19 protein-coding genes are annotated in these 25,696 nt (G+C 39.6%); 14 read left to right on the top strand and 5 right to left on the bottom strand.

All coding sequences use genetic code 11. The features are described from left to right. Positions 1 to 440 precede the first annotated feature (440 nt). From sgrR to leuA, 5 genes are all read right to left on the bottom strand, one after another. Positions 441 to 2,120, bottom strand: coding sequence for an HTH-type transcriptional regulator SgrR (gene sgrR / locus SB028_RS14520; protein WP_069367680.1), 1,680 nt, complete (start codon positions 2,118 to 2,120; stop codon positions 441 to 443). A gap of 291 nt (positions 2,121 to 2,411) precedes the next feature. Beyond that, positions 2,412 to 3,017, bottom strand: coding sequence for a 3-isopropylmalate dehydratase small subunit (leuD, locus tag SB028_RS14515; RefSeq protein ID WP_069367681.1), 606 nt, complete (start codon positions 3,015 to 3,017; stop codon positions 2,412 to 2,414). Positions 3,018 to 3,025: 8 nt separating this feature from the next. Then, a complete protein-coding gene (leuC, locus tag SB028_RS14510; RefSeq protein WP_069367682.1) occupies positions 3,026 to 4,435 on the bottom strand; it encodes a 3-isopropylmalate dehydratase large subunit in 1,410 nt (469 codons plus the stop codon). Position 4,436: 1 nt separating this feature from the next. After that, positions 4,437 to 5,528 (bottom strand): 3-isopropylmalate dehydrogenase, encoded by a 1,092-nt coding sequence (gene leuB, locus SB028_RS14505; protein WP_069367683.1) that lies wholly within the window; start codon positions 5,526 to 5,528, stop codon positions 4,437 to 4,439. Positions 5,529 to 5,530: 2 nt separating this feature from the next. Next, a complete protein-coding gene (gene leuA / locus SB028_RS14500) occupies positions 5,531 to 7,090 on the bottom strand; it encodes a 2-isopropylmalate synthase (RefSeq protein ID WP_069730280.1) in 1,560 nt (519 codons plus the stop codon). A gap of 866 nt (positions 7,091 to 7,956) precedes the next feature. Between leuA and leuO the strand changes: the two genes are divergently transcribed. The 14 genes from leuO (at position 7,957) to murC (ending at position 25,694) form a co-directional block, all read left to right on the top strand. After that, positions 7,957 to 8,901: a transcriptional regulator LeuO gene (gene leuO, locus SB028_RS14495; protein ID WP_069367684.1), complete on the top strand. Its 945-nt coding sequence runs from the start codon at positions 7,957 to 7,959 to the stop codon at positions 8,899 to 8,901. A gap of 521 nt (positions 8,902 to 9,422) precedes the next feature. Beyond that, on the top strand, positions 9,423 to 11,228 hold the full coding sequence (locus SB028_RS14490) for an AMP-dependent synthetase/ligase (RefSeq protein WP_069367685.1): 1,806 nt from the start codon (positions 9,423 to 9,425) through the stop codon (positions 11,226 to 11,228). Positions 11,229 to 11,449: 221 nt separating this feature from the next. Continuing rightward, positions 11,450 to 12,457 (top strand): catabolite repressor/activator, encoded by a 1,008-nt coding sequence (cra, locus tag SB028_RS14485; RefSeq protein ID WP_036912429.1) that lies wholly within the window; start codon positions 11,450 to 11,452, stop codon positions 12,455 to 12,457. Positions 12,458 to 13,140: 683 nt separating this feature from the next. Then, positions 13,141 to 13,599, top strand: a complete 459-nt coding sequence (gene mraZ / locus SB028_RS14480; RefSeq protein WP_069367686.1) for a division/cell wall cluster transcriptional repressor MraZ — start codon at positions 13,141 to 13,143, stop codon at positions 13,597 to 13,599. 3 nt (positions 13,600 to 13,602) lie between these two features. Further along, on the top strand, positions 13,603 to 14,550 hold the full coding sequence (gene rsmH, locus SB028_RS14475; RefSeq protein ID WP_069367687.1) for a 16S rRNA (cytosine(1402)-N(4))-methyltransferase RsmH: 948 nt from the start codon (positions 13,603 to 13,605) through the stop codon (positions 14,548 to 14,550). Then, positions 14,551 to 14,868: a cell division protein FtsL gene (gene ftsL / locus SB028_RS14470; RefSeq protein ID WP_069367688.1), complete on the top strand. Its 318-nt coding sequence runs from the start codon at positions 14,551 to 14,553 to the stop codon at positions 14,866 to 14,868. 11 nt (positions 14,869 to 14,879) lie between these two features. Further along, positions 14,880 to 16,676, top strand: coding sequence for a peptidoglycan glycosyltransferase FtsI (ftsI, locus tag SB028_RS14465; RefSeq protein WP_069367689.1), 1,797 nt, complete (start codon positions 14,880 to 14,882; stop codon positions 16,674 to 16,676). Further along, a complete protein-coding gene (murE, locus tag SB028_RS14460) occupies positions 16,663 to 18,150 on the top strand; it encodes a UDP-N-acetylmuramoyl-L-alanyl-D-glutamate--2,6-diaminopimelate ligase (protein WP_069367690.1) in 1,488 nt (495 codons plus the stop codon). Before ftsI ends, murE begins: the two co-directional genes overlap by 14 nt. After that, positions 18,147 to 19,529: a UDP-N-acetylmuramoyl-tripeptide--D-alanyl-D-alanine ligase gene (murF, locus tag SB028_RS14455; RefSeq protein ID WP_248619884.1), complete on the top strand. Its 1,383-nt coding sequence runs from the start codon at positions 18,147 to 18,149 to the stop codon at positions 19,527 to 19,529. The genes murE and murF overlap by 4 nt, the downstream gene beginning before the upstream one ends. Further along, positions 19,523 to 20,605 carry a phospho-N-acetylmuramoyl-pentapeptide-transferase gene (mraY, locus tag SB028_RS14450; protein ID WP_023581493.1) on the top strand — a complete coding sequence of 361 codons (1,083 nt, stop codon included), beginning with the start codon at positions 19,523 to 19,525 and terminating at the stop codon, positions 20,603 to 20,605. The genes murF and mraY overlap by 7 nt, the downstream gene beginning before the upstream one ends. A 1-nt stretch (position 20,606) precedes the next feature. After that, positions 20,607 to 21,917: a UDP-N-acetylmuramoyl-L-alanine--D-glutamate ligase gene (murD, locus tag SB028_RS14445; RefSeq protein WP_069367692.1), complete on the top strand. Its 1,311-nt coding sequence runs from the start codon at positions 20,607 to 20,609 to the stop codon at positions 21,915 to 21,917. After that, positions 21,917 to 23,110, top strand: a complete 1,194-nt coding sequence (gene ftsW, locus SB028_RS14440) for a cell division protein FtsW (protein WP_069367693.1) — start codon at positions 21,917 to 21,919, stop codon at positions 23,108 to 23,110. The genes murD and ftsW overlap by 1 nt, the downstream gene beginning before the upstream one ends. Then, positions 23,107 to 24,189, top strand: coding sequence for an undecaprenyldiphospho-muramoylpentapeptide beta-N-acetylglucosaminyltransferase (gene murG, locus SB028_RS14435; protein WP_069367694.1), 1,083 nt, complete (start codon positions 23,107 to 23,109; stop codon positions 24,187 to 24,189). Before ftsW ends, murG begins: the two co-directional genes overlap by 4 nt. 41 nt (positions 24,190 to 24,230) lie before the next feature. After that, on the top strand, positions 24,231 to 25,694 hold the full coding sequence (murC, locus tag SB028_RS14430; protein ID WP_069367695.1) for a UDP-N-acetylmuramate--L-alanine ligase: 1,464 nt from the start codon (positions 24,231 to 24,233) through the stop codon (positions 25,692 to 25,694). Positions 25,695 to 25,696: the final 2 nt, after the last annotated feature.

Here is a 25,696-nt window from a genome sequence, read left to right as displayed (position 1 = left end):
CTAGGTTATCCACAGCTTTATGGGATAACTCACAGAAAGTAAGATCACTGTTCTGATTTACAGCCTTGACTTTTGCAGATATTTGCCAAAATTACCCTATTTTGTTTAACTAATCGGCATAACCTGTGGATAAAACACCCTGTGTATATTTTTTATACGATTTGAGCCGAAGGGGATTTTAATTGTTTTACCCAATCGCTGAAATAGGCATTAAAAACTTGCTACTAATTTGAATTATAAGTGATATTTTAAAATTTGTATCAACAGCCTTCCTAACAATATAAAAACTATACCCTGATTATCTCACTCTTTTTCACATAGATATCCACAGAAAAAGTGAATAAATCCCCTAAGTGTTTATGTGGATGTTTATAACTTTCAAGGTTTCTGTGAATTAACGTAAATAAGGGCTAATCTGAACACTGAAAAGAGACAGGAACCTATTTTAATTGTGGTGTATCAATATCCGGTGTAAACCATGCTGATTTAAAATCAAACCAGCCAAAAGTATTCATTTTGACACCCCGTATGGTTCTTTGTCCTTGTAGTTCTAGCAAATGGTGAAATAGAGGATAAAGCCAAATATCTTGTGTTAGTTGGCGACACCACTCTTCGAGTGGCAACGATTTTTGGTGCCATAATGAGAGCTCTTGTGAAAACGATGCTCCCAAACATTGGTGAAAGAGGGGTAATTCATAAAGTGCTGCAAATATGGAGAACTCTAGCGGCTTGTAAAAATTCACGGTTGCTAACCAAATATCACTATTAGCTTCACCATAATACCATTGTTCATAATCAAGTATTTGAATAGTCAGTTCAATATCATACTGAGATAAAATGCTTTTTATTAAATCTGCAATAGTGCTGTATTCATGATGCTCTTTATAAAGAGTCACAGTGAGTTTTGTTAATGAAGTCGGTTTTGGATGTTGGCGAATTAATTTACTGTGATGCCAATGAAGTAATAACCCATAAGCAGGAGACCAATGGCGTTGATAGAAAGGATCGCAATGCGTTAGCATATTAACAGGCGTTAACACGCTGCTTAACCATTCCCTTATTTCAGTCTGCTGACACTGCTTGGAGCGACTATCATAAAGTAGAAAATAGCACCCTTCCTCTTTACGACTTTCTAGCGAATCTTTATTGGTATCATCATCTGTTAAATGAATAGTTGAACAGACCATCTTGTTATTCAGTTCTGGAACCACCCAAATATCAATTTCATCTAATAATGCCCGTAAACCAAAATAGCGATTAAAAGCTTTGATTTGTAGTTTGTGTTTATCATTAGCGATCACTTGATAAGCGCCTGTACCAATAGGGTGTTGTGCAAAAGAGGGGAGTGATGCCCATTCTTGTGGCAAAATAACGGCTTGTGGGCTGCCTAATAACGTTGCAAACTGCTTATCTGCTTCGCTTAAGAAAATATCGAGCACATAAGGTTGAGGTGAAGAAATTTGTTCTATATGTGCATAAAGAGGGTTGCAGTATTTCATTCTCATTAAAGATGTACTGATATCTTCAAGAGTGAGCTCTCGACCATGATGGAAATAGATAGAAGGACGTAAATAAAATCGCCAATGTTGCTCTGTGATCATTTGCCAATGATGAGCTAATTCGGCTTCGATTTCCCCATTTTCCTCTTTTAGATGGACTAATGAGTTGAATATCTGACTCATTAAATGTAATTCAGAGCGTCTTAATGGTGTTCCAGGGAGTAAATTTCTAAAAGGACGATAGTAAATAATACGCAGCAATTGTTGACCGGGATGAAAGCTTTTTTCAATCTGTGAGAGCACCATTTGGCGTACAGAATCTTTATCACCCATAAGTGCGACAAGCTTTTCAATATCATTCTCTTCTATCAGCCTTTCGGCGCGATTTTGTTGGATCTCAAATGCATTAGAATGAAAAATAAGCGTGGATTTTTTACCTCTGCCGACTTCTGCTTGCCAATGTATCCAACCTATTTCTTGCATTTTATTTAATAAAGAGCGGACATGACGACGTGTGCAATGCAGGGTTTGGGCTAATTCTTGTAACGTTGTTTCGGTTGCTTTTCCCTGAAAGGTTTGCCATAAGCGAATAAATTGTAACTCTAAGCGGGGTGAGATCATAAAAGAGGAAATCCCTTAATAAAGTGATCAATTTTAATTTCCTTATATTAAACCGATAATGATTGTGTTTAAAGTTAGCTCTCATGTTAGTTATCAGAAATGACGAATACTGACAGACTCCCCCATTTGAGCATTCGGTGATTACCGGCCAGTGATGATTAATCACTGGCTTTTTTATGGATTATGTATGAAATAGTTTTGTTGGGGCAAAAAAAAGCCGTAAATGAATTTACGGCAAGAATGACAAAGTAAACATCACAGAAAGTAGAAGAAGGTGAAAAATTGCTCTAGTTAGCGCATAAAAACGGGTTGTTTTGCCTCGTAAGCACTAATCTCATCTTGGTGTTGTAGCGTTAATCCAATACTGTCTAATCCTTCAATCATGCAGTGGCGGCGAAATGAGTCAATTTCAAAAGAGAAATGTAATTCTCCCGCTCTAACCTCTTGAGCCACTAAATCAACGGTAATTGGGGTACCCGCATGTTCTTTTACCCAATCAAATAATTGTGAGACTTCACCATCACTTAATTTGATTGGTAATAATTGATTATTAAATGCATTCCCATAAAAAATATCCGCAAAGCTGGGGGCGATAACAGCGTGAAAACCATAATCAGTTAATGCCCAAGGTGCGTGTTCACGAGATGATCCACAACCAAAGTTTTCTCGTGCCAATAAAATAGAAGCACCTTGGTAAATTGATTGATTTAAAATAAATGCAGGATCAGGCTGAGTGCCTTCATCATCCAAAAAACGCCAATCATGAAATAGGTGTTTACCAAAGCCTGTACGTGTTACTTTCTGCAAAAATTGCTTAGGAATAATGGCGTCGGTATCCACATTCGCCGCATCTAAAGGAACCGCAATACCCGTGTGTTGAGTAAATTTATTCATCATGTTCTCCTTTAAGATGCTACTGCAAATGTACGAATATCGGCAAAATGGCCATTAATAGCCGCTGCTGCCGCCATTGCAGGACTGACTAAATGTGTTCGACCTCCACGCCCTTGGCGACCTTCAAAATTACGGTTGCTAGTGGATGCACAGCGTTCGCCCGGATTTAATCGGTCGTTATTCATAGCTAAACACATTGAACAGCCGGGTAAGCGCCATTCAAAGCCTGCTTCAATAAAGATTTTATCTAAGCCTTCCGCTTCCGCTTGGGCTTTAACAGGCCCAGAGCCTGGAACGACAATCGCTTGAACATGCGAGGCGACTTTATGGCCTTTTGCGATTTCAGCAGCAGCTCGTAAATCTTCAATACGTGAGTTTGTACAAGAGCCAATAAAGACTTTATCGATAGTGACATCTGTTAAGTTGATACCTTCACTTAATCCCATATAAGCCAAGGCTTTTTCAGCAGAAGCGCGTTCAACGGGATCATTAAAGCTATTCAATAACGGAACTATTTGATCAATAGCAATAACTTGCCCTGGGTTAGTGCCCCACGTGACTTGCGGTGCAATCTCTGCCGCATTAATCGTGATTGTGGCATCAAACGTTGCATCATGATCAGATTTTAAGGTTCTCCAATACGCGACAGCTTCATCCCATGACTGACCTTTAGGTGCAAATTGACGCCCTTTTAAGTAGTCAAAAGTGGTGTCATCAGGTGCGACTAAACCTGCTTTAGCACCCATTTCAATCGCCATATTACATAAGGTCATTCGACCTTCCATGCTTAAAGCTTCAATGGCTTCACCCGCAAATTCAACAATATAGCCCGTACCACCAGCACTCCCTAATTTACCGATAATGGCTAATACGATATCTTTCGCCGTGATCCCAATAGCGGTTTTACCCTGAACTTCGATTTTTAATGTTTTGGCACGAGATTGTTTTAAGGTCTGAGTTGCTAAAACATGTTCAACTTCTGAAGTACCAATTCCAAACGCTAATGAGCCAAAAGCCCCATGAGTTGCTGTATGTGAATCACCGCAAACAATCGTCATGCCTGGTAAGGTTAAGCCTTGTTCTGGCCCCATCACGTGAACAATGCCTTGATAAGGATGGTTTAAATCGTACAGCGTGACGCCAAACTCTTGACAGTTTTTCATTAATTCTTGCATTTGAATTCTTGCCATATCACCACAAGCATTAATATCTTTAGTTTGTGTTGATACGTTGTGATCCATCGTTGCAAAGGTTTTATTCGGTTGACGAACAGGGCGACCTTTTGTTCTTAATCCATCGAAGGCTTGAGGCGATGTGACTTCATGCACTAAATGTCGATCGATATACAAAATGGGTGTTTCATCACTCACTTCTCTGACAACATGTGCATCATAAATTTTTTGATATAATGTTTTACCCATGTTATGCCCCTTCACGAATATATTGAGCAATACGATCACCCATTTCGGTGGTTGTAATTGCGTTACCATCGCCCGCTAAATCTGCGGTGCGATAGCCTTTTGCTAAGACTTGTGTGATTGCATCTTCAATGGCTTGAGCTGCATTATCTTCATTAAAGCTATAACGTAATAACAGTGCAGCAGACAGTATTTGTGCAATAGGGTTGGCAATGTTTTTACCTGCTATATCAGGGGCTGAGCCTCCTGCGGGTTCATATAAACCAAAGCGTTCTTCGTTGACACTAGCAGAGGGTAACATTCCCATAGAGCCGGTGATCATCGCGCATTCATCAGATAAAATATCGCCAAAAATATTGGAACACAGCAATACATCAAACTGAGAAGGATCTTTAATTAACTGCATTGTTGCGTTATCAATGTACATATGTTGAATTTCAACATCTGGGTACTCTTTTGCGATCTCAGTTACAACCTCTCGCCATAAAATAGAGCTTTGTAATACGTTAGCTTTATCAATTGAGGTTACTTTATGACGGCGTTTACGCGCCGATTCAAACGCAAAGCGTGCAATACGTTCAATTTCATAACGATGATAAATTTCAGTATCAAAAGCACGCTCTTGTGCACCTTCACCTTCACGACCTTTAGGTTGACCGAAATAGATACCACCGGTTAATTCACGTACACATAAAATATCAAAACCACGTTGTGCGATATCAGCACGCAATGGGCAGTAGGCTTCTAAACCTTCATATAAGCGAGCAGGGCGTAAATTGCAGAACAATTTAAAATGCTTACGTAATGGTAATAAAGCACCGCGTTCTGGCTGTTCGTTTGCGGGTAAATGTTCCCATTTAGGACCACCGACAGAACCAAATAAAATCGCATCTGCTTGTTCACAACCTACTAAGGTATCTGTGGGCAACGGAGTGCTGTGTTTATCAATGGCAATGCCACCGATATCGTATTCTTTTGTTGTGATATTGAGTGAGAAACGTTCACTAACTGCCTTCATCACTTTTTGCGCTTGAGCCATGACTTCAGGACCAATACCATCTCCGGGTAATACTGCAATATGATAATTTTTTGACATAATTAAACCGCTTCTTGTGTTGTATGTTGTTTGCGTTTTTCTATTTCGACTTGCTCTGATCGCCAAATGCTATTAATAACGTGGATCATGGCATTCGCTGATGAACCTACGATGTCAGTTTCTAAACCCATTCCATGAAATTTACGTCCTTGATATTCAACGACGATATCAACTTGCCCTAAAGCATCTCTGCCTTCACCTTTAGCTGTTAATTGATAAGTGACTAATTTCAATGGATAACCCGTTGCACGCGAGATGGCTTGATAAACTGCATCGACGGGACCATTACCCGTTGCTGCTTCAGTAATTTCTTTGTCACCATGAGTAATGCTGACACTTGCAGTAGCAACGGTTGATGAACCAGATTGAGTATTAAAGTAATTCATGACAAACTCATCAGGCTCTTGTTGCTGTTGTCCCATAAATGCTAAAGCTTCTAAATCGTAATCAAAGACTTGGCCTTTTTTATCTGCCAAGCGTAAGAAGGCCGAATATAAAGTATCCAAGTTATAATCTGTCTCACGATAACCCATCTCTTCCATACGATGTTTAACAGCTGCACGACCTGAGCGAGAAGTTAAATTTAATTGCACTTCTTTTAATCCGATTGATTCTGGAGTCATGATTTCGTAGGTTTCTCGGTTCTTCAAAACGCCATCTTGGTGAATACCCGATGAATGCGCGAATGCATTGGAGCCAACAACAGATTTATTAGCATGAATTGGCGTATTACATAATTGACTGACTAATTGGCTGGTACGATAAATTTCTTTGTGATTAATGCGTGTCTGAACATTCATCATTTGCTCACGCACTTTTATCGCCATAATGACTTCTTCTAATGCGCAGTTACCTGCACGTTCACCTAAGCCATTAATGGTTCCTTCTACTTGCCTTGCGCCTGCTTGTACTGCGGTAATGGAGTTAGCGACAGCCATACCCAAATCATCATGGCAGTGAACGGAAATAATGGCTTTATCAATATTGGGAACACGCTCAAACAAGTTGGTGATAATGCCACCAAACTGATAGGGCGTTGTATAACCTACGGTATCTGGAATATTAATCGTGGTTGCACCAGCATTAATTGCGTTTTCAACAATTCGACATAAATTATCAATATGAGTACGGCCGGCATCTTCGCAAGAAAACTCCACATCATCGGTATAACGACGAGCACGTTTTATTGAGTTCACGCCCATTTGAATAATATCTTCAAATGATTTCTTCAATTTATGTTCAGCGTGCAATGCCGAGGTTGCCAAGAATACGTGGATACGAAAAGCTTCTGCGACTTTTAAAGACTCTGCTGCAACATCAATATCGTTATCAACGCAGCGTGCTAATGCACAAATACGGCTATTTTTTATTTCGCGTGCAATGGTTTGTACGGATTCAAAATCACCAGGAGAAGAAACAGGAAAGCCCGCTTCAATGATATCCACACCTAAACGCTCTAAAGCGTAAGCAATTTGTAACTTCTCTTTTACGCTTAAGCTCGCCTGCAATGCTTGTTCACCATCTCTCAATGTGGTATCAAAAATAATCACGTTATTGCTCATAATCTGTTCCTTTCTCTTTTTATTTGCTGTTTGCGCTCTCCCAGGTATAAAAAAACCCGCGACTAGCGCGGGTTTTCTCTCTAAGGGCAGGTGTGTTTCACTTTTTACCCATAAGCCGACCGCGCATAAAAGTTGCGAGTAGTAGTAGGCTTGATAGTAAAATTGCGTTTAACATGAAACATCCTTAGATAAGTTCTCAATAATCTGTATTTATTGATACCTAATACCAATAAAGATGTCAAGCATTGGAATTTATTAATTCATTTGTCAGTGTTATTTTTAAATTTATCACAGTGATTCTGACTAATATCTAAATTTTTACTAATGATTATAACTATTAAGCATTCATTGATTGGGTTAATGTTCCATACATTGTTTGAAAAAGAGTGAAATGAAAAATTAAACAATTGTTTGCTTTTTTTTTAATCAGCCAGTTGATAGAAAAAAAGAGGGTATTAGGGAAAGGATGATTGATGAATGTGAGCAACGTTTTGAATGTAAGAATAAAAATCATTGTATTATAAAAGGTAATAGGTGTCGGATACCTATTTTAGGAGTGAAAGTACATTATTTTATTATGATTTTTATCATACTTTGTTTTATTATTTGCAAGGCAGAAGGTAAAACAGGTTGTAATATATATTGATATAATCATTTTCTATACATGTAATTTTAATATCAAATTTCATTATTTGTATGAAATATATTTTTTATTGATATGAAACTTATGTGTTTAGTTATATGCATGGATGATGAATAATAAATTTTAATAAATAGTTTAAGTGATAGTTAAAGTGTATCTATTATTAATAATATTCGGTTAATAATATTTATTTGGCTATTATGATAACATAGTGGAGTAAGAAATGACGGATTACACATCAGCAACAGTTACCAGTAGAGAATCAGCAGATATGCATTTACGTAATGTTGATCTTAATTTATTAACGGTATTTGATGCTGTTATGCAAATGCAGAATGTTACTCGTGCTGCACAAGTATTGGGCATGTCACAACCCGCAGTAAGTAATGCAGTATCTCGCCTTAAGGTAATGTTTAATGATGAATTATTTGTTCGTTATGGCCGAGGTATTCAACCTACATTAAGAGCTAAACAACTTTTTGGTCCCGTGAGACAAGCGTTACAATTGGTTCAGAACGAGCTTCCCGGTGCAGGGTTTGAACCAGAACAAAGTGAACGTATATTTAATTTATCTATTTGTAGCCCTTTAGATATAAAATTAGCACCCAAAATAGTTGAACAAATTAAAAATGAAACACCTAATATTAATGTTAATATTAAATCTTATTTAAATAGCAATATAGAGCACCAATTAAAATATCAAGAAATTGAGTTTTTTATTAGCTATAAGGAATTTGAAAAGACTGAATTTCATTCACAACCACTATTTAATGACGACGTTGTTTTGGCTGTTTCTAATAAACATCCTCGCATTAAAGAAAGTGTGACTCAAGAAATGTTATTAAATGAACAACATTCCATTGTTTCTTTAGATGATGTTGGTTCATTTAGTGCACCTTATTATAAAGATACTCATTGGGAAGATTTAATCACTTATCAAGGGACAGATTTAAATAGTGTATTAAATATTGTATCTAGAACTTATTTGGTGGCTATTGCACCAAGATGGTTAGTTGAGAGTTATTCTGAGCAATTAGATATTAAAGCCGTGTCGTTACCTTGGGAAAAAACAGAGCGTCCATGTTACTTGATTTGGCATGAGTCAACAGCGCGTGATAAAGGGCATTTATGGATGAAAAATTTATTAAGTGAAGTTTGTCAAAACTAGAGTGTTTTTGCTCATAATTAGTGTTTATGACTAATTATGCAGAAATAGTGGCAGGTAACATTAGTTATTCGGTCAATGACCCCAAATGGCGTTGATGCAGTTAGGTAAACTAAATTAGATAGCTGTCACTATTTTTGCCCATTCTTTGTAATAATGACTCTTATTCGTATTATAACTCTGTTAAAGCTATTTTTTGCAATAATATCCCTCCTATTTAGATTTTCATTGATTAAGTTATGATAATTACCCATTGTTATTTATCAGCTTTTCTTTTCAGCCTTCCATAAAAAATAAGATCATAATATTTATTTTTCTCACGGTGATGATATAGCTTTTTCTGACAAAACTTTTCATAACTCACAATTTTACAAATTTATGTAAATTTGAATTCCTTTATTTGGGAGGATCACTTAGACTTTTATTCGAGTCAGCGAACATGTGTAAGCTGAAATTGTAAGAGACGCTTTTTCTTCATTTCAGTTTCATTACACGGTCGCTTTTCCATAAATAGCAGGAAAATTATGATAACTAATAATAATCTTCATGATTATCATATAATTAGAAGATTGCAGATGCAGTTTTTGCACAGCGGGAATAAAATTGCTTATCGTCAGTGGGATGCTAAGCGTAAGATCGACATGTCATGGAAGTTAGTTGAAAAGAAAACACGCGCACTCTCAAATGCATTATTAGAAATGGGTGTGGATGTTCAAGAAAACATCGGGATCTTTTCTCAAAACACCATTGATTGGTCCTTAGCTGATATTGCATCTTTGCAACTACGTGCAGTAACGGTTCCTCTTTATGCAACAAGTAGTGTTGAACAAGCCGCTTACATTTTAAATGATGCGAATATTCGCATTCTTTTTGTTGGTGACCAAAAACAATACGATATTGTTTCTGAATTATTAGCGTTATGCCCTCAGCTTGAACATATTATTGTCTTTAACTCTGAGGTTGTGTTAAACGAAAATACACCTTCATGCTATCTGGAAAGTTTAACTAATCAGTTAGAATTTCAGCATGATGACGTATTAAAACAGCGTATTAATGAATGCAGTTTAGATGATCTCTTTACTCTGATTTATACATCAGGAACGACTGGAGAGCCGAAAGGCGTTATGCTCGACTATACAAGTCTGGCATCGCAACTTTACCTACATGATGAGCGCCTTTCATTATCTGATAAAGATGTTTCGCTCTGTTTCTTACCCCTTTCTCACGTTTTTGAACGCGCGTGGAGCTTCTATGTGATGCATACAGGTGCGGTTAATGTGTATTTAACAGACACTCATGCCGTCAGAGAAGCAATGAGTGCGGTTAAACCGACGGTGATGTGCGCAGTTCCTCGCTTTTATGAAAAAGTGTATAGCGCTATTCAAGATAAAGTGTCTCAAGCTTCAGTATTTCGTCAATTTATTTTTAAATGGGCGATAAAGCAGGGGGAAAAAAAGCGTGAAGCACAACTGAATCAGCATCAACAGAATTTTATTTCCCGCTTATGTTATCGTTTTGCAGATAAAAAAGTGTTAAATCCATTACGTCAAATTTTAGGGGGGCGAGTTCGGTTTTTACCCGCGGCTGGTGCTCGTTTAGATGATGCAGTGATCCGTTTCTTCTTGGCAGCCGGTATTAATATTAAATATGGCTATGGTATGACAGAAACCTGCGCAACGGTTTCATGTTGGGAAGAGAACAAATATAAATTAGGATCGATTGGTACCCCATTACCAGGCGTTGAAGTACGTATTGGCGAAGAAAACGAAATCCAAGTGCGTGGCAGCATTGTCATGAAAGGGTATTTCAATAAGCCTGAAGATACGGCGGCAGCCTTTACAGAAGATGGATGGCTACGCACTGGAGACGCTGGTGCACTTGATAGTGATGGTATGTTATTTATCACGGAGCGTTTAAAAGATTTAATGAAAACGTCAAATGGTAAATACATTGCGCCACAAATGATCGAAGGAACATTAGGGCAAGACCGCTTTATTGAGCATATTGCGGTGATTGCGGATACACGTAAATTTGTTTCTGCGCTTATCGTGCCTTGCTTTGAGGCATTAGAAGAACACGCGCGCGCATTAAATTTAAAATATCAAGATCGTATGGAATTATTACGCCATACTAAAATTAAAGAGTTATTTGATGAACGTTTACGTGAAATGCAAAAAAACTTTGCAAGTTTTCATCAAGTTAAGCGCTTTACTCTTCTTGCTGAAGGCTTTTCAATGGAATCGGGTGAATTAACACCGACATTGAAACTTCGCCGTAAAATTATTTCTGAACGCTATCGAAATGAAATCGAATTAATGTATCAAGATTAATTTTAATTGATAAAAAAGCACCTAATGGTGCTTTTTTTTTAAAAATTACGTATTGATAGATAACGATGATTGAAATAATTGATAAAAGACATAAACGGAAACGTTGACGCATACGGTTTTATCAGTAAATTGTGTTAAAATACAAAATCAGATCAGCATGATGACTGAAATTCATAGCAATATGTAACAAATAACACATTTAATAATTAAAAGAGGCTAATGTGAAACTGGATGAAATCGCCCGCTTGGCTGGTGTTTCACGAACAACAGCAAGTTATGTCATTAATGGTAAAGCAAAACAGTACCGTGTAAGTGACAAGACTGTTGAAAAAGTGATGGCGGTGGTCAGAGAGCATAATTACCACCCGAACGCTGTTGCCGCGGGATTACGTGCTGGTCGTACGCGTTCTATTGGTTTGGTTATTCCTGATTTGGAAAATACCAGTTATACCAGGATCGCAAATTACCTTGAACGACAAGCGCGCCAACGTGGTTATCAATTACTGATTGCCTGTTCAGAAGACCAACCAGACAACGAAATTCGTTGTGTTGAACACTTACTGCAACGTCAAGTTGATGCGATTATTGTTTCAACAGCATTGCCACCCGAGCATCCTTTCTATCAGCGTTGGGCAAATCGCTCATTACCGATTATTGCGCTTGACCGTGCATTAGAAAGTGAACATTTTATCAGCGTTGTTGGTGATGACTTAGAAGATGCCAAAATGCTGGCAACAGAATTAAAAGCATTCCCTTCACAATCTGTACTTTATTTAGGTGCACTTCCTGAACTCTCTGTGAGTTTTTTACGTGAACAAGGTTTTCGTAATGTATGGAAAGATGATCCTAGAGAAGTCACCTACCTATATGCAAATAGCTATGAACGAGAAGCTGCGGCTGCTGCTTTTTCTGAATGGTTAAATAGCAATCCAATGCCTGATGCGTTATTCACTACCTCTTTTGCTTTATTACAAGGGGTTATGGATGTGACTTTACAACGCAGTGGTCGTTTACCAACGCAATTGGTTATTGCGACTTTTGGTGATCATGAGTTATTGGATTTCCTTGAGTGTCCTGTTTTATCTGTCGCTCAACGACATCGAGATATCGCAGAACGCGTGTTAGAACTTGTTCTTGCGAGTCTTGAAGAAGAACAAAAACCACAAGCAGGAATTACACGTATTCGTCGTGACTTATGCCGCCGAGGTAGTTTGGGACGTGCGCGTTAATTGATATCGCTCTGTTAGTAATTATCTGCATTTATACCTATCCCCGTTTTATTAAATTAAAACGGGGATGTTTTATTTGATTTAAGAATGTCGAATTGCTTAGAGAATATTAAATTTGAGATTAATCTTAAGCTTTTTTTTACTCTTTCTCTCATTTTACTAAGTGAATCGAGTAAATTTTGACGTACCCATAAGTGATATTGCTTAAATTTAATAAGTGATAAATTTTATTTTGGGAAACTTAAGAAAAAAACAAATAACTATCTTCATGATATTGAATTATTTTTTTTCATCTTGCTATTTTTATTTATATAAAAGCAACCTCAAATTATTATGTTGGCTAAAGGTAAATGAACTGCAATAAATTAGTTTTTTATAATAAAAATCATGATTTACTTATTATGATTTCTTTATCTGATTTTCTTCCTTGTAATCACTATAAATAATTACTTTTTGTGATTAAAAATAGAATTTAAAAAATAATCTCTATTAATCATAGTGTTAATGTTTTATTTTTCTTTTCGTCGATAATTTAAACATTTCAGTGTGCTTATCAAATTACTGTAAATATAAATAAAGCTTCCTATATCTGGCTTGACAACGTTTTCATACCATCCGTAAACTCTATTTGTGGGGATTTGTGGGATAATGTGGTGTAAATTACAAAGCTGGGGGTAATGAGGATGTTTCGTGGAGCAACACTCGTTAATCTTGACAGCAAAGGGCGAATAACAGTTCCTTCCCGTTATCGAACAACGCTGAGTGAGATTTCTGAAGGTCAAATGGTTTGTACCATCGATCTCAATCAACCATGTTTATTACTTTATACCCTTCCTGAATGGGAAAAGATTGAGTTAAAATTAGCGGCTTTGTCCTCCATGAACCCCGCGGAACGTCGAGTTCAACGTTTGTTATTAGGTCACGCCAGCGAATGCCAAATGGATAGCGCAGGACGTCTTTTGTTAGCTAGCACGCTAAGACAGCATGCGGGGCTAACAAAAGAGGTCATGTTAGTCGGTCAATTCAATAAATTTGAATTGTGGGATGAACAGGTCTGGTACAAACAGATCGAACAAGACATTGTCGCCGAGCAAACCTCACAGGAACCGTTATCGACACGACTATTGGATTTATCACTTTAAATAATGACAACGAATAATTTTAGTCATACCAGTGTATTACTGGATGAAGCAGTGAATGGCCTGAATATTAAACCTTCAGGTATTTATATTGACGGAACATTTGGTCGCGGAGGCCACTCCCGTTTAATTTTATCGCAATTGGGTGAACAAGGTCGTTTGATTGCGATAGACAGAGATCCACAAGCTATTGCTGTTGCAAATGAAATTGATGATGCTCGATTTTCTATTGTTCATGGGCCTTTTTCAAATATTGAGCAGTATGTTAATGAGCTTGGTTTGGCCGGAAAAATTGACGGTGTATTACTGGATTTAGGTGTTTCTTCTCCTCAGCTAGATGATCCTGAACGCGGCTTCTCTTTTATGCGTGATGGGCCTCTTGATATGCGTATGGACCCTACATCAGGGCAATCAGCTGCACAATGGCTGATGACAGCCGCAGAAGACGACATTACATGGGTATTGAAAACATTTGGTGAAGAGCGTTTTGCTAAGCGTATTGCTCGCGCCATTGTTGCACGTAACAAAACAGAAGAGCCTTTGACTCGAACTAAGCAATTGGCGGATTTAATTAGCGATGCAAGCCCAGTAAAAGAGCGACATAAACACCCAGCAACGCGTAGTTTTCAGGCAATTCGTATCTATATCAATAGCGAATTAGATGAAATTGAAAAAGCATTAAAAGGTGCTGTTTCAGTGTTAGCACCTGAAGGACGTTTATCAGTCATTAGTTTCCATTCGTTGGAAGATCGATTGGTGAAGCGTTTTATTCGAGATGAGAGCAAGGGACCTGTTGTTCCCGCAGGTATTCCTCTCACACAAGCGCAGATAAAAGAGTTAGGAAGTGCTCGCTTATCAAGTATTCACAAGATGAAACCGACAGGCGTAGAAGTTGAAGAAAACCCACGGGCACGGAGCTCCGTATTGCGTGTAGCACAACGTATTGAGGAATAAATGTCTACTGAACGACACTCATTACCGGGAGTTATTGGGCAGGATCTACTGCGTCATGGCAAATTATCAGTATGTTTACTGGTTGCAGTGATTATTTCTGCAGTGTATGTCGTGACGACAGCACATAAAACTCGTTTATTGACAGCAGAGAAAGAGCGTTTAGTGCTGGAGAAAAACGTATTAGAGATCGAATGGCGCAATCTCATTCTTGAAGAAAACGCGCTGGCAGACCATAGCCGAGTAGAGCGTTTTTCAAGTGATAGTTTGGGGATGATCCATGTTGACCCAACCAAAGAGAACATCGTGGTTACTAAATAATTAAGGCAAGTATGAAATTTTCACGTTCGGCAAAAGCGAAAGCAAAGACAAAGTCAAATGCCAAACTACGCAAGCCTGAAGAAAAAACAGGATTTGTGAGTTGGCGTTTTGCGTTGCTTTGCGGTGGTATTGGTATCGCTTTAGCCGCGCTATTAATCCGCGTTGCCTATTTACAGGTTATTAATCCCGATCCCCTTATTCGTGAAGGGGATATGCGTTCTCTACGTGTGCAAAAAGTACCAACCGCAAGAGGCATGATCAGCGATAGAATGGGAAGACCTCTCGCCGTTAGCGTGCCTGTTTTTGCCATTTGGGCAGATCCTAAAGTTGTATTAGATGCTAATCCCGATATGACGGACTCTCGTTGGTTAGCACTTGCTGATGCACTGAAAATGCCAGTGAATCAAATTGAGCAAAAGATTGTCGCAACGCCTTCTGCTCGTTTTATCTATTTGGCTCGCCAAGTGAATCCTGAGATTAGTGATTATATTAGTAAACTCAAAATCACTGGGATTAATATGCGCCAAGAATCAAAACGCTATTACCCATCAGGTGAAGTAACCGCTCACATCATTGGTGTAACAAATATTGATGGTGATGGTATTGAGGGTGTTGAAAAAAGCTTTAATCAGTGGCTGACAGGTGCCCCTGGAGAGCGCGTTGTTCGTAAAGATGGTTTTAACCGTGTTATCGAGAATATCGCTCAAACAGACAGTCAAGCAGCTCACAACTTGATGTTAAGTATTGATGAGCGTTTACAATCTGTGGTGTATCGCGAATTGACCAATGCGGTTATTAAAAATAAAGCTGAATCGGGAACAGCAATTTTAGTTGATGTCAATACAGGTGAAGTGCTGGCAATGGCAAATAGTCCATCGTATAACCCCAATAATTTAGCGGGTACACCTAAAGATGCGATGCGTAATCGTGCTATTACCGATATTTTTGAACCGGGTTCTACTGTTAAACCCATGGTTGTGATGAGTGCACTTCACAATCATATTATTCAAGAAAATAGTGTTATTAATACTGTTCCTTATCGTATTAACGGCCATCAAATCAAAGATGTAGGACGATATAATGAGCTGTCGATAACAGGAATATTACAGAAATCGAGTAACGTTGGTGTTTCACGACTAGCGTTAGCGATGCCTGCATCTGAACTTGTGGATGTCTATTCACGTTTTGGATTCGGGAAACCAACTAACTTGGGGCTAGTTGGTGAAAGTAGTGGCATATTTCCAATAAAAAAACAACGGTGGTCCGATCTTGAAAGGGCCACCTTCTCATTCGGATATGGGCTAATGGTAACACCGTTACAGTTAGCGCGTGTCTACGCAACAATTGGTAGTTTTGGTATTTACCGACCTCTTTCTATTACGAAAGTTGACCCTCCTGTACCTGGAACTCGAGTCTTTCCTGAACCGGTGATGAAAACCGTCGTACACATGATGGAAAGCGTTGCATTACCTGGTGGTGGGGGAGTGAGTGCGGCAATCAAAGGGTATCGGGTTGCGATTAAAACAGGAACGGCGAAAAAAGTTGGGCCTGACGGTAAATATATTGAACAGTATATTTCTTATGTAGCGGGTGTTGCACCTGCAAGTCGTCCTCGCTTTGCATTGGTTGTGATAATCAATGAGCCTAAAGCAGGTAAGTACTATGGAGGCGCAGTATCTGCACCGGTGTTTGGCACAATCATGGGCGCGGTTTTACGAACAATGAATGTAGAACCTGATGCATTGATGCCAGACGATAAAAATGAATTTGTGATTAAAAAAGAAGAGGATACAAGTGGCCGATCCTAACTTAAGTGACCTATTAGGGGCACTCGGGATACAAGCACCATCATTGATGCTCAAAGACATGACACTCGACAGCCGAAAAGCGGCGAGCGGTGATCTTTTTATCGCCATTAAAGGTCATGAAACTGATGGTAGACGCTATATTCCTCAAGCAATTGCTCAAGGTGTTTCGGCAGTATTAGCAGAAGCACAAGATGTTGCAACGCATGGTGAAATCCGTGAAAGCCACGGCATTCCTGTGATTTATATTGATAACCTCAATGCAGAGTTGTCAAAGTTAGCGGGGCATTTTTATCATCAACCTGCAGAAAAACTGAAACTGATTGGTGTTACTGGGACTAACGGAAAAACGACAACAACACAATTGTTAGCACAGTGGGCACACGGTTTAGGTGAAACAAGTGCTGTGATGGGAACAGTCGGTAACGGCCTTTTAGGTCATGTTGTTCCTGCGATGAACACCACAGGATCTGCCGTTGATATTCAATTAGAGTTACAGCAATTATTAAATCAAGGCGCGACATTGACAGCGATGGAAGTTTCTTCTCATGGTTTAGTTCAAGGTCGTGTCAGTGCATTGCCTTTTGTGGCGAGTGTCTTTACGAATTTGAGTCGTGATCATCTTGATTATCACGGTGATATGGCTAACTACGAAGACGCAAAATGGTTACTATTTTCTACCCATCAGAGTGGGGAAAAAATCATTAATGCAGATGATACCGTTGGTCAAAAATGGTTATCACGTTTGCCTGATGCTGTTGCTGTGACAATGGAAAATAAATTGCCACAAAATTGGCAAGGTCGATTCGTTAAAACAACCCATATTCATTATCATGATGCGGGTGCAACGATTCACTTTAGTTCTAGCTGGGGTGATGGTGAAATTGAAAGTCCACTTATGGGGGCTTTTAATGTTAGTAATCTTTTATGTGCTTTAGCCACATTATTAGCACTCGGATACCCATTAAATGCTGTGATTAATGCTTCATCTGTACTCACCCCTGTTTGTGGTCGCATGGAAGTCTTTAGTGCGGATAATCGCCCTACAGTTATTGTCGATTATGCCCATACCCCAGATGCTTTAGAGAAAGCACTTCAAGCCGCTCGTTTACACTGCACGGGGAAACTGTGGTGTGTATTTGGTTGTGGCGGAGATAGAGACAAAGGTAAGCGCCCACTAATGGGCGCTGTCGCAGAAGAGCTAGCTGATAAAGTGGTTATCACCGATGACAATCCTCGTAGTGAGGAGCCTCAAGCGATTATCCAAGATATTCTTTCAGGTTTAATGGATCCGGGGCGTGCGATGGCTATTGAAGGTCGAGCTGAAGCGGTCACTAACGTGATTATGCAAGCAGATACCAATGATATGATTTTAGTCGCAGGTAAAGGGCATGAAGATTATCAGTTAGTTGGCTCGCGTCGCCTTGATTATTCAGACAGATTAACCGTTGCACGGTTATTGGGGGTGATAGCGTGATCCCTCTGTCTTTAGGAAATATTGCACAAGTTACCAAAGGTACATTGAGTCATATCACTCAAAGCCAAGCGGATCAGCTTATTATCAAATCGATTTCAACAGATAGTCGTAAAATTGATGAAGATTGCCTGTTTATTGCGTTAACGGGTGAGCGTTTTGATGCACATGATTTTATTGCTGATGTAAAAGAAAAGGGATCTGTTGCAGTTTTAGTTAATCGTGAAATTGATGTCGATTGTCCGCAACTTATTGTGAAAGATACCCATTTAGCAATGGGGGAAATTGCAGCACATATTCGTTCGTTAAGCCCAGCTAAGATTGTTGCGTTGACAGGCTCTTCTGGAAAAACGTCTGTTAAAGAGATGACGGCTTCTATTTTGCGTCACTGTGGTGAAACCTTATATACCCATGGCAATTTAAATAACGATATTGGCGTACCTTTAACGCTTTTTCGTTTAACACCTGAGCACCGTTTTGCGGTTATCGAATTAGGTGCAAATCATATTGGTGAGATCGCTTATACCGTAAATATGGTAAAACCAGATAGTGCATTGGTAAACAACCTCTTTTCTGCACACATTGAAGGTTTTGGCTCACTGGAAGGTATTGCTCAGGCAAAAGGCGAGATTTTTACGCACTTAAAAGAACAAGGTACAGCCATTATTAATCTTGATAGTAATGACTTACCTCTTTGGCAACATCATTTAAATGCGCGCCAAACACAATGGTCGTTCTCTTTATCTGCACAACGTAATGCCGATTTTTATCCTACCGAGATCGTAGTCAAGCAATTCATCACAAACTTCACTTTACACACACCAGAAGGTTGTGTTGATGTCACTCTTCCATTACCAGGTCGCCATAATATTGCGAATGCGTTAGCTGCAAGCGCACTGGCGCTATCTGCTGGGGCAACACTTGAAGATATTCGCCTTGGTTTATCGACATTAAAAGCAGTTCCGGGAAGATTGTACCCTGTTGAATTAACATCAGGAAAAATGGTGTTAGATGACACTTATAATGCGAACGATGGCTCGATGATTGCGGGCTTACAAGTGCTCTCACAATTACCTGGATATAAAATTTTTGTTGCAGGGGATATGGCTGAATTAGGTAAAGATTCAGAAAAGTGTCACCGCGATGTTGGCCGTTTTGCTCACAATGCAGGGATTGATCAGGTCTTTACTGTTGGGCATCACAGCCATTTTATTAGTGATGAAAATCAAGGTGGTCAGCATTTTGCATTTAAAGCTGACTTACTTGCTCAATTAATTCCATTATTACAGCAGCATGATGTTGTTTCAGTTTTAGTAAAAGGTTCACGAAGCTCCGCGATGGAAGATATTGTGAACGCATTAAAGGAGTGCTTTGAATGTTAGTTTGGCTAGCCGAATATTTGGTTAAATACCATACATTTTTTAATGTATTTTCTTATCTGACATTCAGGGCGATTGTTGGTTTATTGACGGCGTTAATTATTGCTTTATGGATGGGGCCTCATCTCATTGCATGGTTACAAAAAATGCAAATTGGACAAGTGGTTCGTAGCGAAGGTCCAGAATCGCACTTTAGCAAACGTGGTACACCAACAATGGGCGGGATTATGATCCTGTTCTCCATATCCATCTCTACACTATTATGGGCAAGATTAGATAACCCTTATGTTTGGTGTGTATTGCTGGTTTTAATTGGTTATGGCGTGATTGGTTTTGTTGATGATTATCGTAAAGTGGTTCGTAAAGATACCAAAGGTTTAATCGCTCGTTGGAAATATTTCTGGCAATCCGTATTAGCGCTTGTTGTGGCATTTAGTATGTATGCTATTGGCAAAGATACACCAGCAACACAGTTAGTCGTGCCATTCTTTAAAGATGTTATGCCTCAACTGGGTATGCTTTATATCTTGTTGGCTTATTTTGTTATTGTTGGAACAAGTAACGCCGTTAACTTAACCGATGGTTTAGATGGTTTAGCGATTATGCCAACCGTTTTTGTTGCCGCGGGTTTTGCATTAGTTGCATGGGCGACGGGTAACGTTAATTTTGCAAGCTACTTAAAAATTCCCTATTTGATGCATGCGGGTGAATTGGTGATTGTCTGTACTGCTATTGTGGGTGCGGGCCTAGGTTTCCTTTGGTTTAATACTTACCCCGCTCAAGTTTTTATGGGTGATGTCGGTTCTCTTGCATTAGGTGGTGCACTAGGAACAATTGCAGTGTTATTACGTCAAGAGTTCTTATTAGTCATTATGGGAGGGGTCTTTGTTGTTGAAACACTTTCCGTAATTTTACAAGTCGGCTCATTTAAATTGCGTGGTCAACGCATTTTCCGTATGGCTCCAATTCATCACCATTATGAATTAAAAGGTTGGCCTGAACCTCGTGTTATTGTCCGTTTCTGGATCATCTCACTGATGTTAGTGCTTATTGGTTTGGCGACATTAAAGGTACGTTAAGATGGCAAATTATCAAGGAAAAAAAGTGGTTGTTGTAGGGCTTGGAATAACAGGCCTTTCCTGCGTTGACTTTTTTATCCGCCAAGGTGTTACACCTAAGGTTATTGATACACGCCAAAAACCAGGAGGCTTAGATAAGCTTCCTGCTGACGTTGAATATCATACGGGTAGTTTTCACCAAGCATGGCTTAACGATGCTGATTTAATTATCTCAAGCCCTGGTATTGCACTATCGACGCCAGAGCTTGTTGAAGCCGTCAGTCATGGTGTTGAAATTATTGGTGATATCGAACTATTTTGCCGTGAAGCTAACGCACCTATTGTTGCGATTACTGGCTCTAATGGTAAAAGCACTGTGACAACGCTGGTCGGTGAGATGGCAAGTGCGGATGGTATTCGCGTTGGCGTCGGGGGCAATATAGGTGTTCCTGCCCTGACTTTATTAACTGAGCCTCATGATTTATATGTATTAGAATTATCGAGTTTTCAATTAGAAACGACGTATAGTTTACACGCCGCTGCTGCAACGGTATTAAATATTAGCGAAGATCATATGAATCGCTATCCATTAGGATTAGAACAATACCGTGAAGCGAAGCTACGTATCTATGATAATGCTAAAACCTGCGTTTATAACGAAGATGATGCATTAACATTACCTTTAGCGGGTAAAGATAATCGTTGTGTTAGTTTTGGTGTTGGACAAGGCGATTATCAGCTTGATAACATAAATCGCATTTTAAAAGTGAAAGGTGAAAAAGTCCTTTCAACCGCTGAAATGTATCTTGCAGGACAACATAATTATACCAATGCATTAGCTGCATTAGCACTGGCTGATGCTGTGGGAATTTCTCGTAAAGCGGCAACCGAGGTATTGAAAACGTACCACGGTCTTGCTCACCGTTTTCAATTAGTTTATTCACATCAAAATGTGCGTTGGATAAATGACTCGAAAGCGACCAATGTGGGAAGTACAGAAGCGGCGTTACGAGGACTTGAAGTTGAAGGCACACTCCATCTTTTATTAGGCGGTGATGGAAAATCGGCTGATTTCACTTCTTTATTACCTTATATCAGCGGTGACAATATTCGTCTGTACTGTTTTGGACAAGATGGACAAGCATTGGCAAATTTGCGACCAGATGTTTCTTTATTAACCGTAACAATGGAAGAAGCCATACGCGCCTTAGCGCCTACTGTAAAATCAGGAGATATGGTGTTGCTCTCTCCTGCATGTGCAAGCTTAGATCAGTTTAAATGTTTTGAGCAGCGTGGTGATGAATTTGCACGTTTAGCAAGGGAGCTTGGCTGATGAGCATATTCGCAATGCGAAGATTAAAACAGTGGCTAGTGGGCAGTTATCAAACTGAGAATACGGCATTTGTGCCGTATGATCGCACTTTGCTCTGGTTTACTTTCGGATTAGCGGTTGTCGGCTTTATTATGGTGACATCGGCTTCAATGCCTGTTGGTCAACGTCTTGCAGAAGATCCTTTCTTATTTGCTAAACGTGATGGCATCTATATTGTTGTCGCATTTTGTCTTGCGTTAGTCACCATGCGTATCCCAATGGCAATTTGGCAACGTTATAGCAGCTTAATGTTATTTGGTTCAATACTCCTTTTACTGGTGGTATTGGTGGTTGGGAGTTCAGTAAATGGGGCTTCACGCTGGATTGCGGTGGGACCTTTTAATTTCCAGCCAGCTGAATTATCAAAACTTGCACTGTTTTGTTATCTATCGAGCTATCTAGTCCGAAAAGTTGAAGAGGTCAGAAATAACTTTTGGGGTTTCTGTAAGCCGATGGGTGTGATGTTAGTACTGGCTATTTTATTGTTATTACAGCCAGACTTAGGAACAGTTGTGGTTTTATTCGTAACAACATTAGCGCTGTTATTTTTAGCTGGCGCTAAAATTTGGCAGTTCTTAGCCATTATCGGTTCAGGCATCGCTGCTGTTGTTATGTTGATTATCGTTGAACCTTACCGTGTTCGACGTATTACTTCTTTCTTAGAACCTTGGGAAGATCCATTTGGCAGTGGTTATCAGCTTACTCAATCTCTTATGGCATTTGGCCGTGGCGATTTACTTGGGCAAGGTTTAGGAAACTCAGTACAAAAACTAGAATATTTGCCTGAGGCACATACCGACTTTATTTTCTCCATTCTTGCTGAAGAACTTGGTTATATCGGTGTGGTTTTGGTGCTTTTAATGGTATTCTTCATCGCTTTTCGCGCGATGCAAATTGGGCGACGTGCGCTGCTCCTCGAACAACGTTTTTCAGGCTTTTTAGCTTGCTCTATCGGGATCTGGTTTACATTCCAATCATTGGTCAATGTAGGCGCAGCAGCAGGCATGTTACCAACAAAGGGCTTAACCCTTCCTCTTATTAGTTACGGTGGTTCGAGCTTGATTATTATGTCAACCGCCATCGTGATGTTATTACGAATTGATTATGAAACACGTCTAGCACAAGCTCAGGCGTTTGTAAGGAGCCCGAAATGAGCGAGCGTAGACGCCGTTTAATGGTTATGGCCGGTGGTACTGGGGGACATGTATTCCCAGGACTGGCTGTTGCTCATTATCTACAATCTCAAGGTTGGGAAATCCGATGGTTAGGAACAGCGGATAGAATGGAAGCTGATTTAGTCCCTAAGCACGGTATCGAAATTGAATTTATTCGTATTTCAGGCTTACGTGGTAAAGGTATTAAAGCATTAATCGCTGCACCTATTCGTATCATTAAAGCGATTTTTCAAGCACGAGCTATTATGAAACGCTATCAGCCAGATGCAGTACTTGGCATGGGAGGATACGTTTCAGGTCCTGGTGGTGTAGCAGCTTGGATGTGCGGGATCCCCGTTATTTTGCATGAGCAAAATGGTATCGCTGGATTAACTAATCGCTGGTTATCAAAAATTGCAAAACGTGTATTACAGGCTTTCCCGGGGGCATTTCCTAACGCCCCTGTTGTTGGCAATCCTGTTCGTGAAGATGTCTTAGCACTTGAAGCACCGTCAGTACGATTAAAAGAGAGAACGGGGCCTATTCGTATACTGATTATTGGTGGTAGCCAAGGTGCTAGAATATTAAATCATACCTTACCCGTAGTTGCTGGTTTATTAGGTGAACATGTTACAATCTGGCATCAAGCAGGAAAAGGTGGCGAAAGTGATACAAAAATACGCTATCAGAATGAATTAGCAAAAAATTCAGTTAAATCTGAATATAAAGTTACTGAATTTATTGATGATATAGCGCAAGCTTACCAATGGGCTGATGTTGTTGTGTGTCGTTCCGGCGCATTAACAGTCAGTGAAATTGCCGCAGCGGGATTACCCGCTATTTTTGTTCCTTTTCAGCACAAAGATAGACAGCAATATTGGAATGCACTACCACTAGAAAAAGCGGGTGCCGCGCGAATTATCGAACAAAATGATTTAACGCCAGAAGTCATTGCACAAATCCTGAAAAATTGGGATAGAGAAACCTTATTAGCAATGGCAGAGAAAGCAAAAAGTGTTGCGATTACGGATGCCACAGAGCGCGTAGCAAATGTGATAATCGAAGTGGCAAAAAAATAAACGTAACTTGTAACCATTAACTTAGAGTGAAGAAGTAAATAGTGAATACACAACAACTGGCAAAATTAAGATCGTTTGTGCCTGAAATGAGAAAAGTTAAGCATATTCACTTTATCGGCATCGGTGGTGCGGGTATGGGGGGAATTGCCGAAGTGTTGGCTAACGAAGGGTATCAAATCAGTGGTTCTGATTTAGCACCAAACGTAGTCACACAACAACTCGTTGCCTTAGGCGCGACAGTCTATTTTAATCATCGCCCTGAAAATATTCGTGGCGCAAGTGTTGTTGTGGTTTCAACAGCAATTAGTGCAGAAAATCCTGAGATTATTGCAGCAAGAGAAGCACGTATTCCCGTTATTCGTCGTGCTGAAATGCTGGCTGAATTGATGCGTTATCGTCATGGTGTTGCAATTGCTGGAACACATGGCAAGACGACAACAACAGCGATGATTTCAAATATTTATGCGCAAGCAGGTTTAGATCCTACATTTGTTAATGGCGGTCTTGTTAAATCGGCGGGTACTCATGCTCGCTTAGGTTGCAGTCGGTATTTAATTGCTGAAGCTGATGAAAGCGATGCATCGTTTTTACATTTACAACCAATGGTTGCTGTTGTTACGAATATTGAAGCAGACCATATGGACACATATCACGGTAATTTTGACAATCTAAAAGAGACGTTTATTACCTTTTTGCACAATTTACCCTTCTATGGTCGTGCGGTGATGTGTCTGGATGACGATGTTATTCGTTCGATTATCCCTAAAGTGGGGCGTTATATTACGACTTATGGCTTTAGTGAAGATGCTGATGTTCGTATTACGCATTATGAACAAAAAGGTGCTCAGGGTTTTTTCACTATATCTCGTGAAGGTATGCCAGATTTACAAGTTGTATTAAATGCACCTGGTCGCCATAACGCATTGAATGCGACAGCTGCGGTTGCTGTCGCCACAGAAGAAGGTATTGCTGACGAACATATTTTAGCCGCATTACTTAACTTCCAAGGTACTGGACGTCGTTTCGATTTCTTAGGTTACTACGGTCTTGAGCATGTTAATGGTCAAGAAGGTGAAGTGATGCTAGTGGATGATTATGGTCATCATCCAACAGAAGTTGATGCAACGATAAAAGCGGCGAGAGCAGGATGGCCAGATAAACGATTAGTGATGATTTTCCAACCTCATCGCTATACACGTACTCGTGATTTATATGAAGACTTTGCCACTGTTCTCAATCAGGTTGATATTTTATTATTAACAGATGTTTATTCTGCTGGGGAAGCACCTATTGCAGGTGCTGATAGTCGCTCACTTTGTCGAACAATTCGTCAACGTGGGAAGCTAGATCCTATCTGGGTTTCTGATGTGGATAATATTTCATCAATATTAGCAGGTGTATTAACAGATAATGATCTTGTTTTAGTTCAAGGTGCTGGAAATATTGGTAAAATAGCGCGTCGCTTGGCCGAGACGAAATTACAGCCATCTTTCAGCGAGGATTAAGA

It is taken from the genome of Proteus vulgaris (genome assembly GCF_033708015.1).
GTDB lineage: Bacteria > Pseudomonadota > Gammaproteobacteria > Enterobacterales > Enterobacteriaceae > Proteus.
Note: the sequence above shows the minus strand (reverse complement) of the source record. Positions and strands in the feature narration are given on the sequence as shown.

Bases quoted from the DNA above. Each gene is read 5' to 3' on its own strand.
- sgrR (WP_069367680.1), bottom strand. From the start codon at position 2,120: ATGATCTCACCCCGCTTAGAGTTACAATTTATTCGCTTATGGCAAACC.
- leuD (WP_069367681.1), bottom strand. From the start codon at position 3,017: ATGATGAATAAATTTACTCAACACACGGGTATTGCGGTTCCTTTAGAT.
- leuC (WP_069367682.1), bottom strand. From the start codon at position 4,435: ATGGGTAAAACATTATATCAAAAAATTTATGATGCACATGTTGTCAGA.
- leuB (WP_069367683.1), bottom strand. From the start codon at position 5,528: ATGTCAAAAAATTATCATATTGCAGTATTACCCGGAGATGGTATTGGT.
- leuA (WP_069730280.1), bottom strand. From the start codon at position 7,090: ATGAGCAATAACGTGATTATTTTTGATACCACATTGAGAGATGGTGAA.
- leuO (WP_069367684.1), top strand. From the start codon at position 7,957: ATGACGGATTACACATCAGCAACAGTTACCAGTAGAGAATCAGCAGAT.
- SB028_RS14490 (WP_069367685.1), top strand. From the start codon at position 9,423: ATGATAACTAATAATAATCTTCATGATTATCATATAATTAGAAGATTG.
- mraZ (WP_069367686.1), top strand. From the start codon at position 13,141: ATGTTTCGTGGAGCAACACTCGTTAATCTTGACAGCAAAGGGCGAATA.
- rsmH (WP_069367687.1), top strand. From the start codon at position 13,603: ATGACAACGAATAATTTTAGTCATACCAGTGTATTACTGGATGAAGCA.
- ftsL (WP_069367688.1), top strand. From the start codon at position 14,551: ATGTCTACTGAACGACACTCATTACCGGGAGTTATTGGGCAGGATCTA.
- ftsI (WP_069367689.1), top strand. From the start codon at position 14,880: ATGAAATTTTCACGTTCGGCAAAAGCGAAAGCAAAGACAAAGTCAAAT.
- mraY (WP_023581493.1), top strand. From the start codon at position 19,523: ATGTTAGTTTGGCTAGCCGAATATTTGGTTAAATACCATACATTTTTT.
- murD (WP_069367692.1), top strand. From the start codon at position 20,607: ATGGCAAATTATCAAGGAAAAAAAGTGGTTGTTGTAGGGCTTGGAATA.
- ftsW (WP_069367693.1), top strand. From the start codon at position 21,917: ATGAGCATATTCGCAATGCGAAGATTAAAACAGTGGCTAGTGGGCAGT.
- murG (WP_069367694.1), top strand. From the start codon at position 23,107: ATGAGCGAGCGTAGACGCCGTTTAATGGTTATGGCCGGTGGTACTGGG.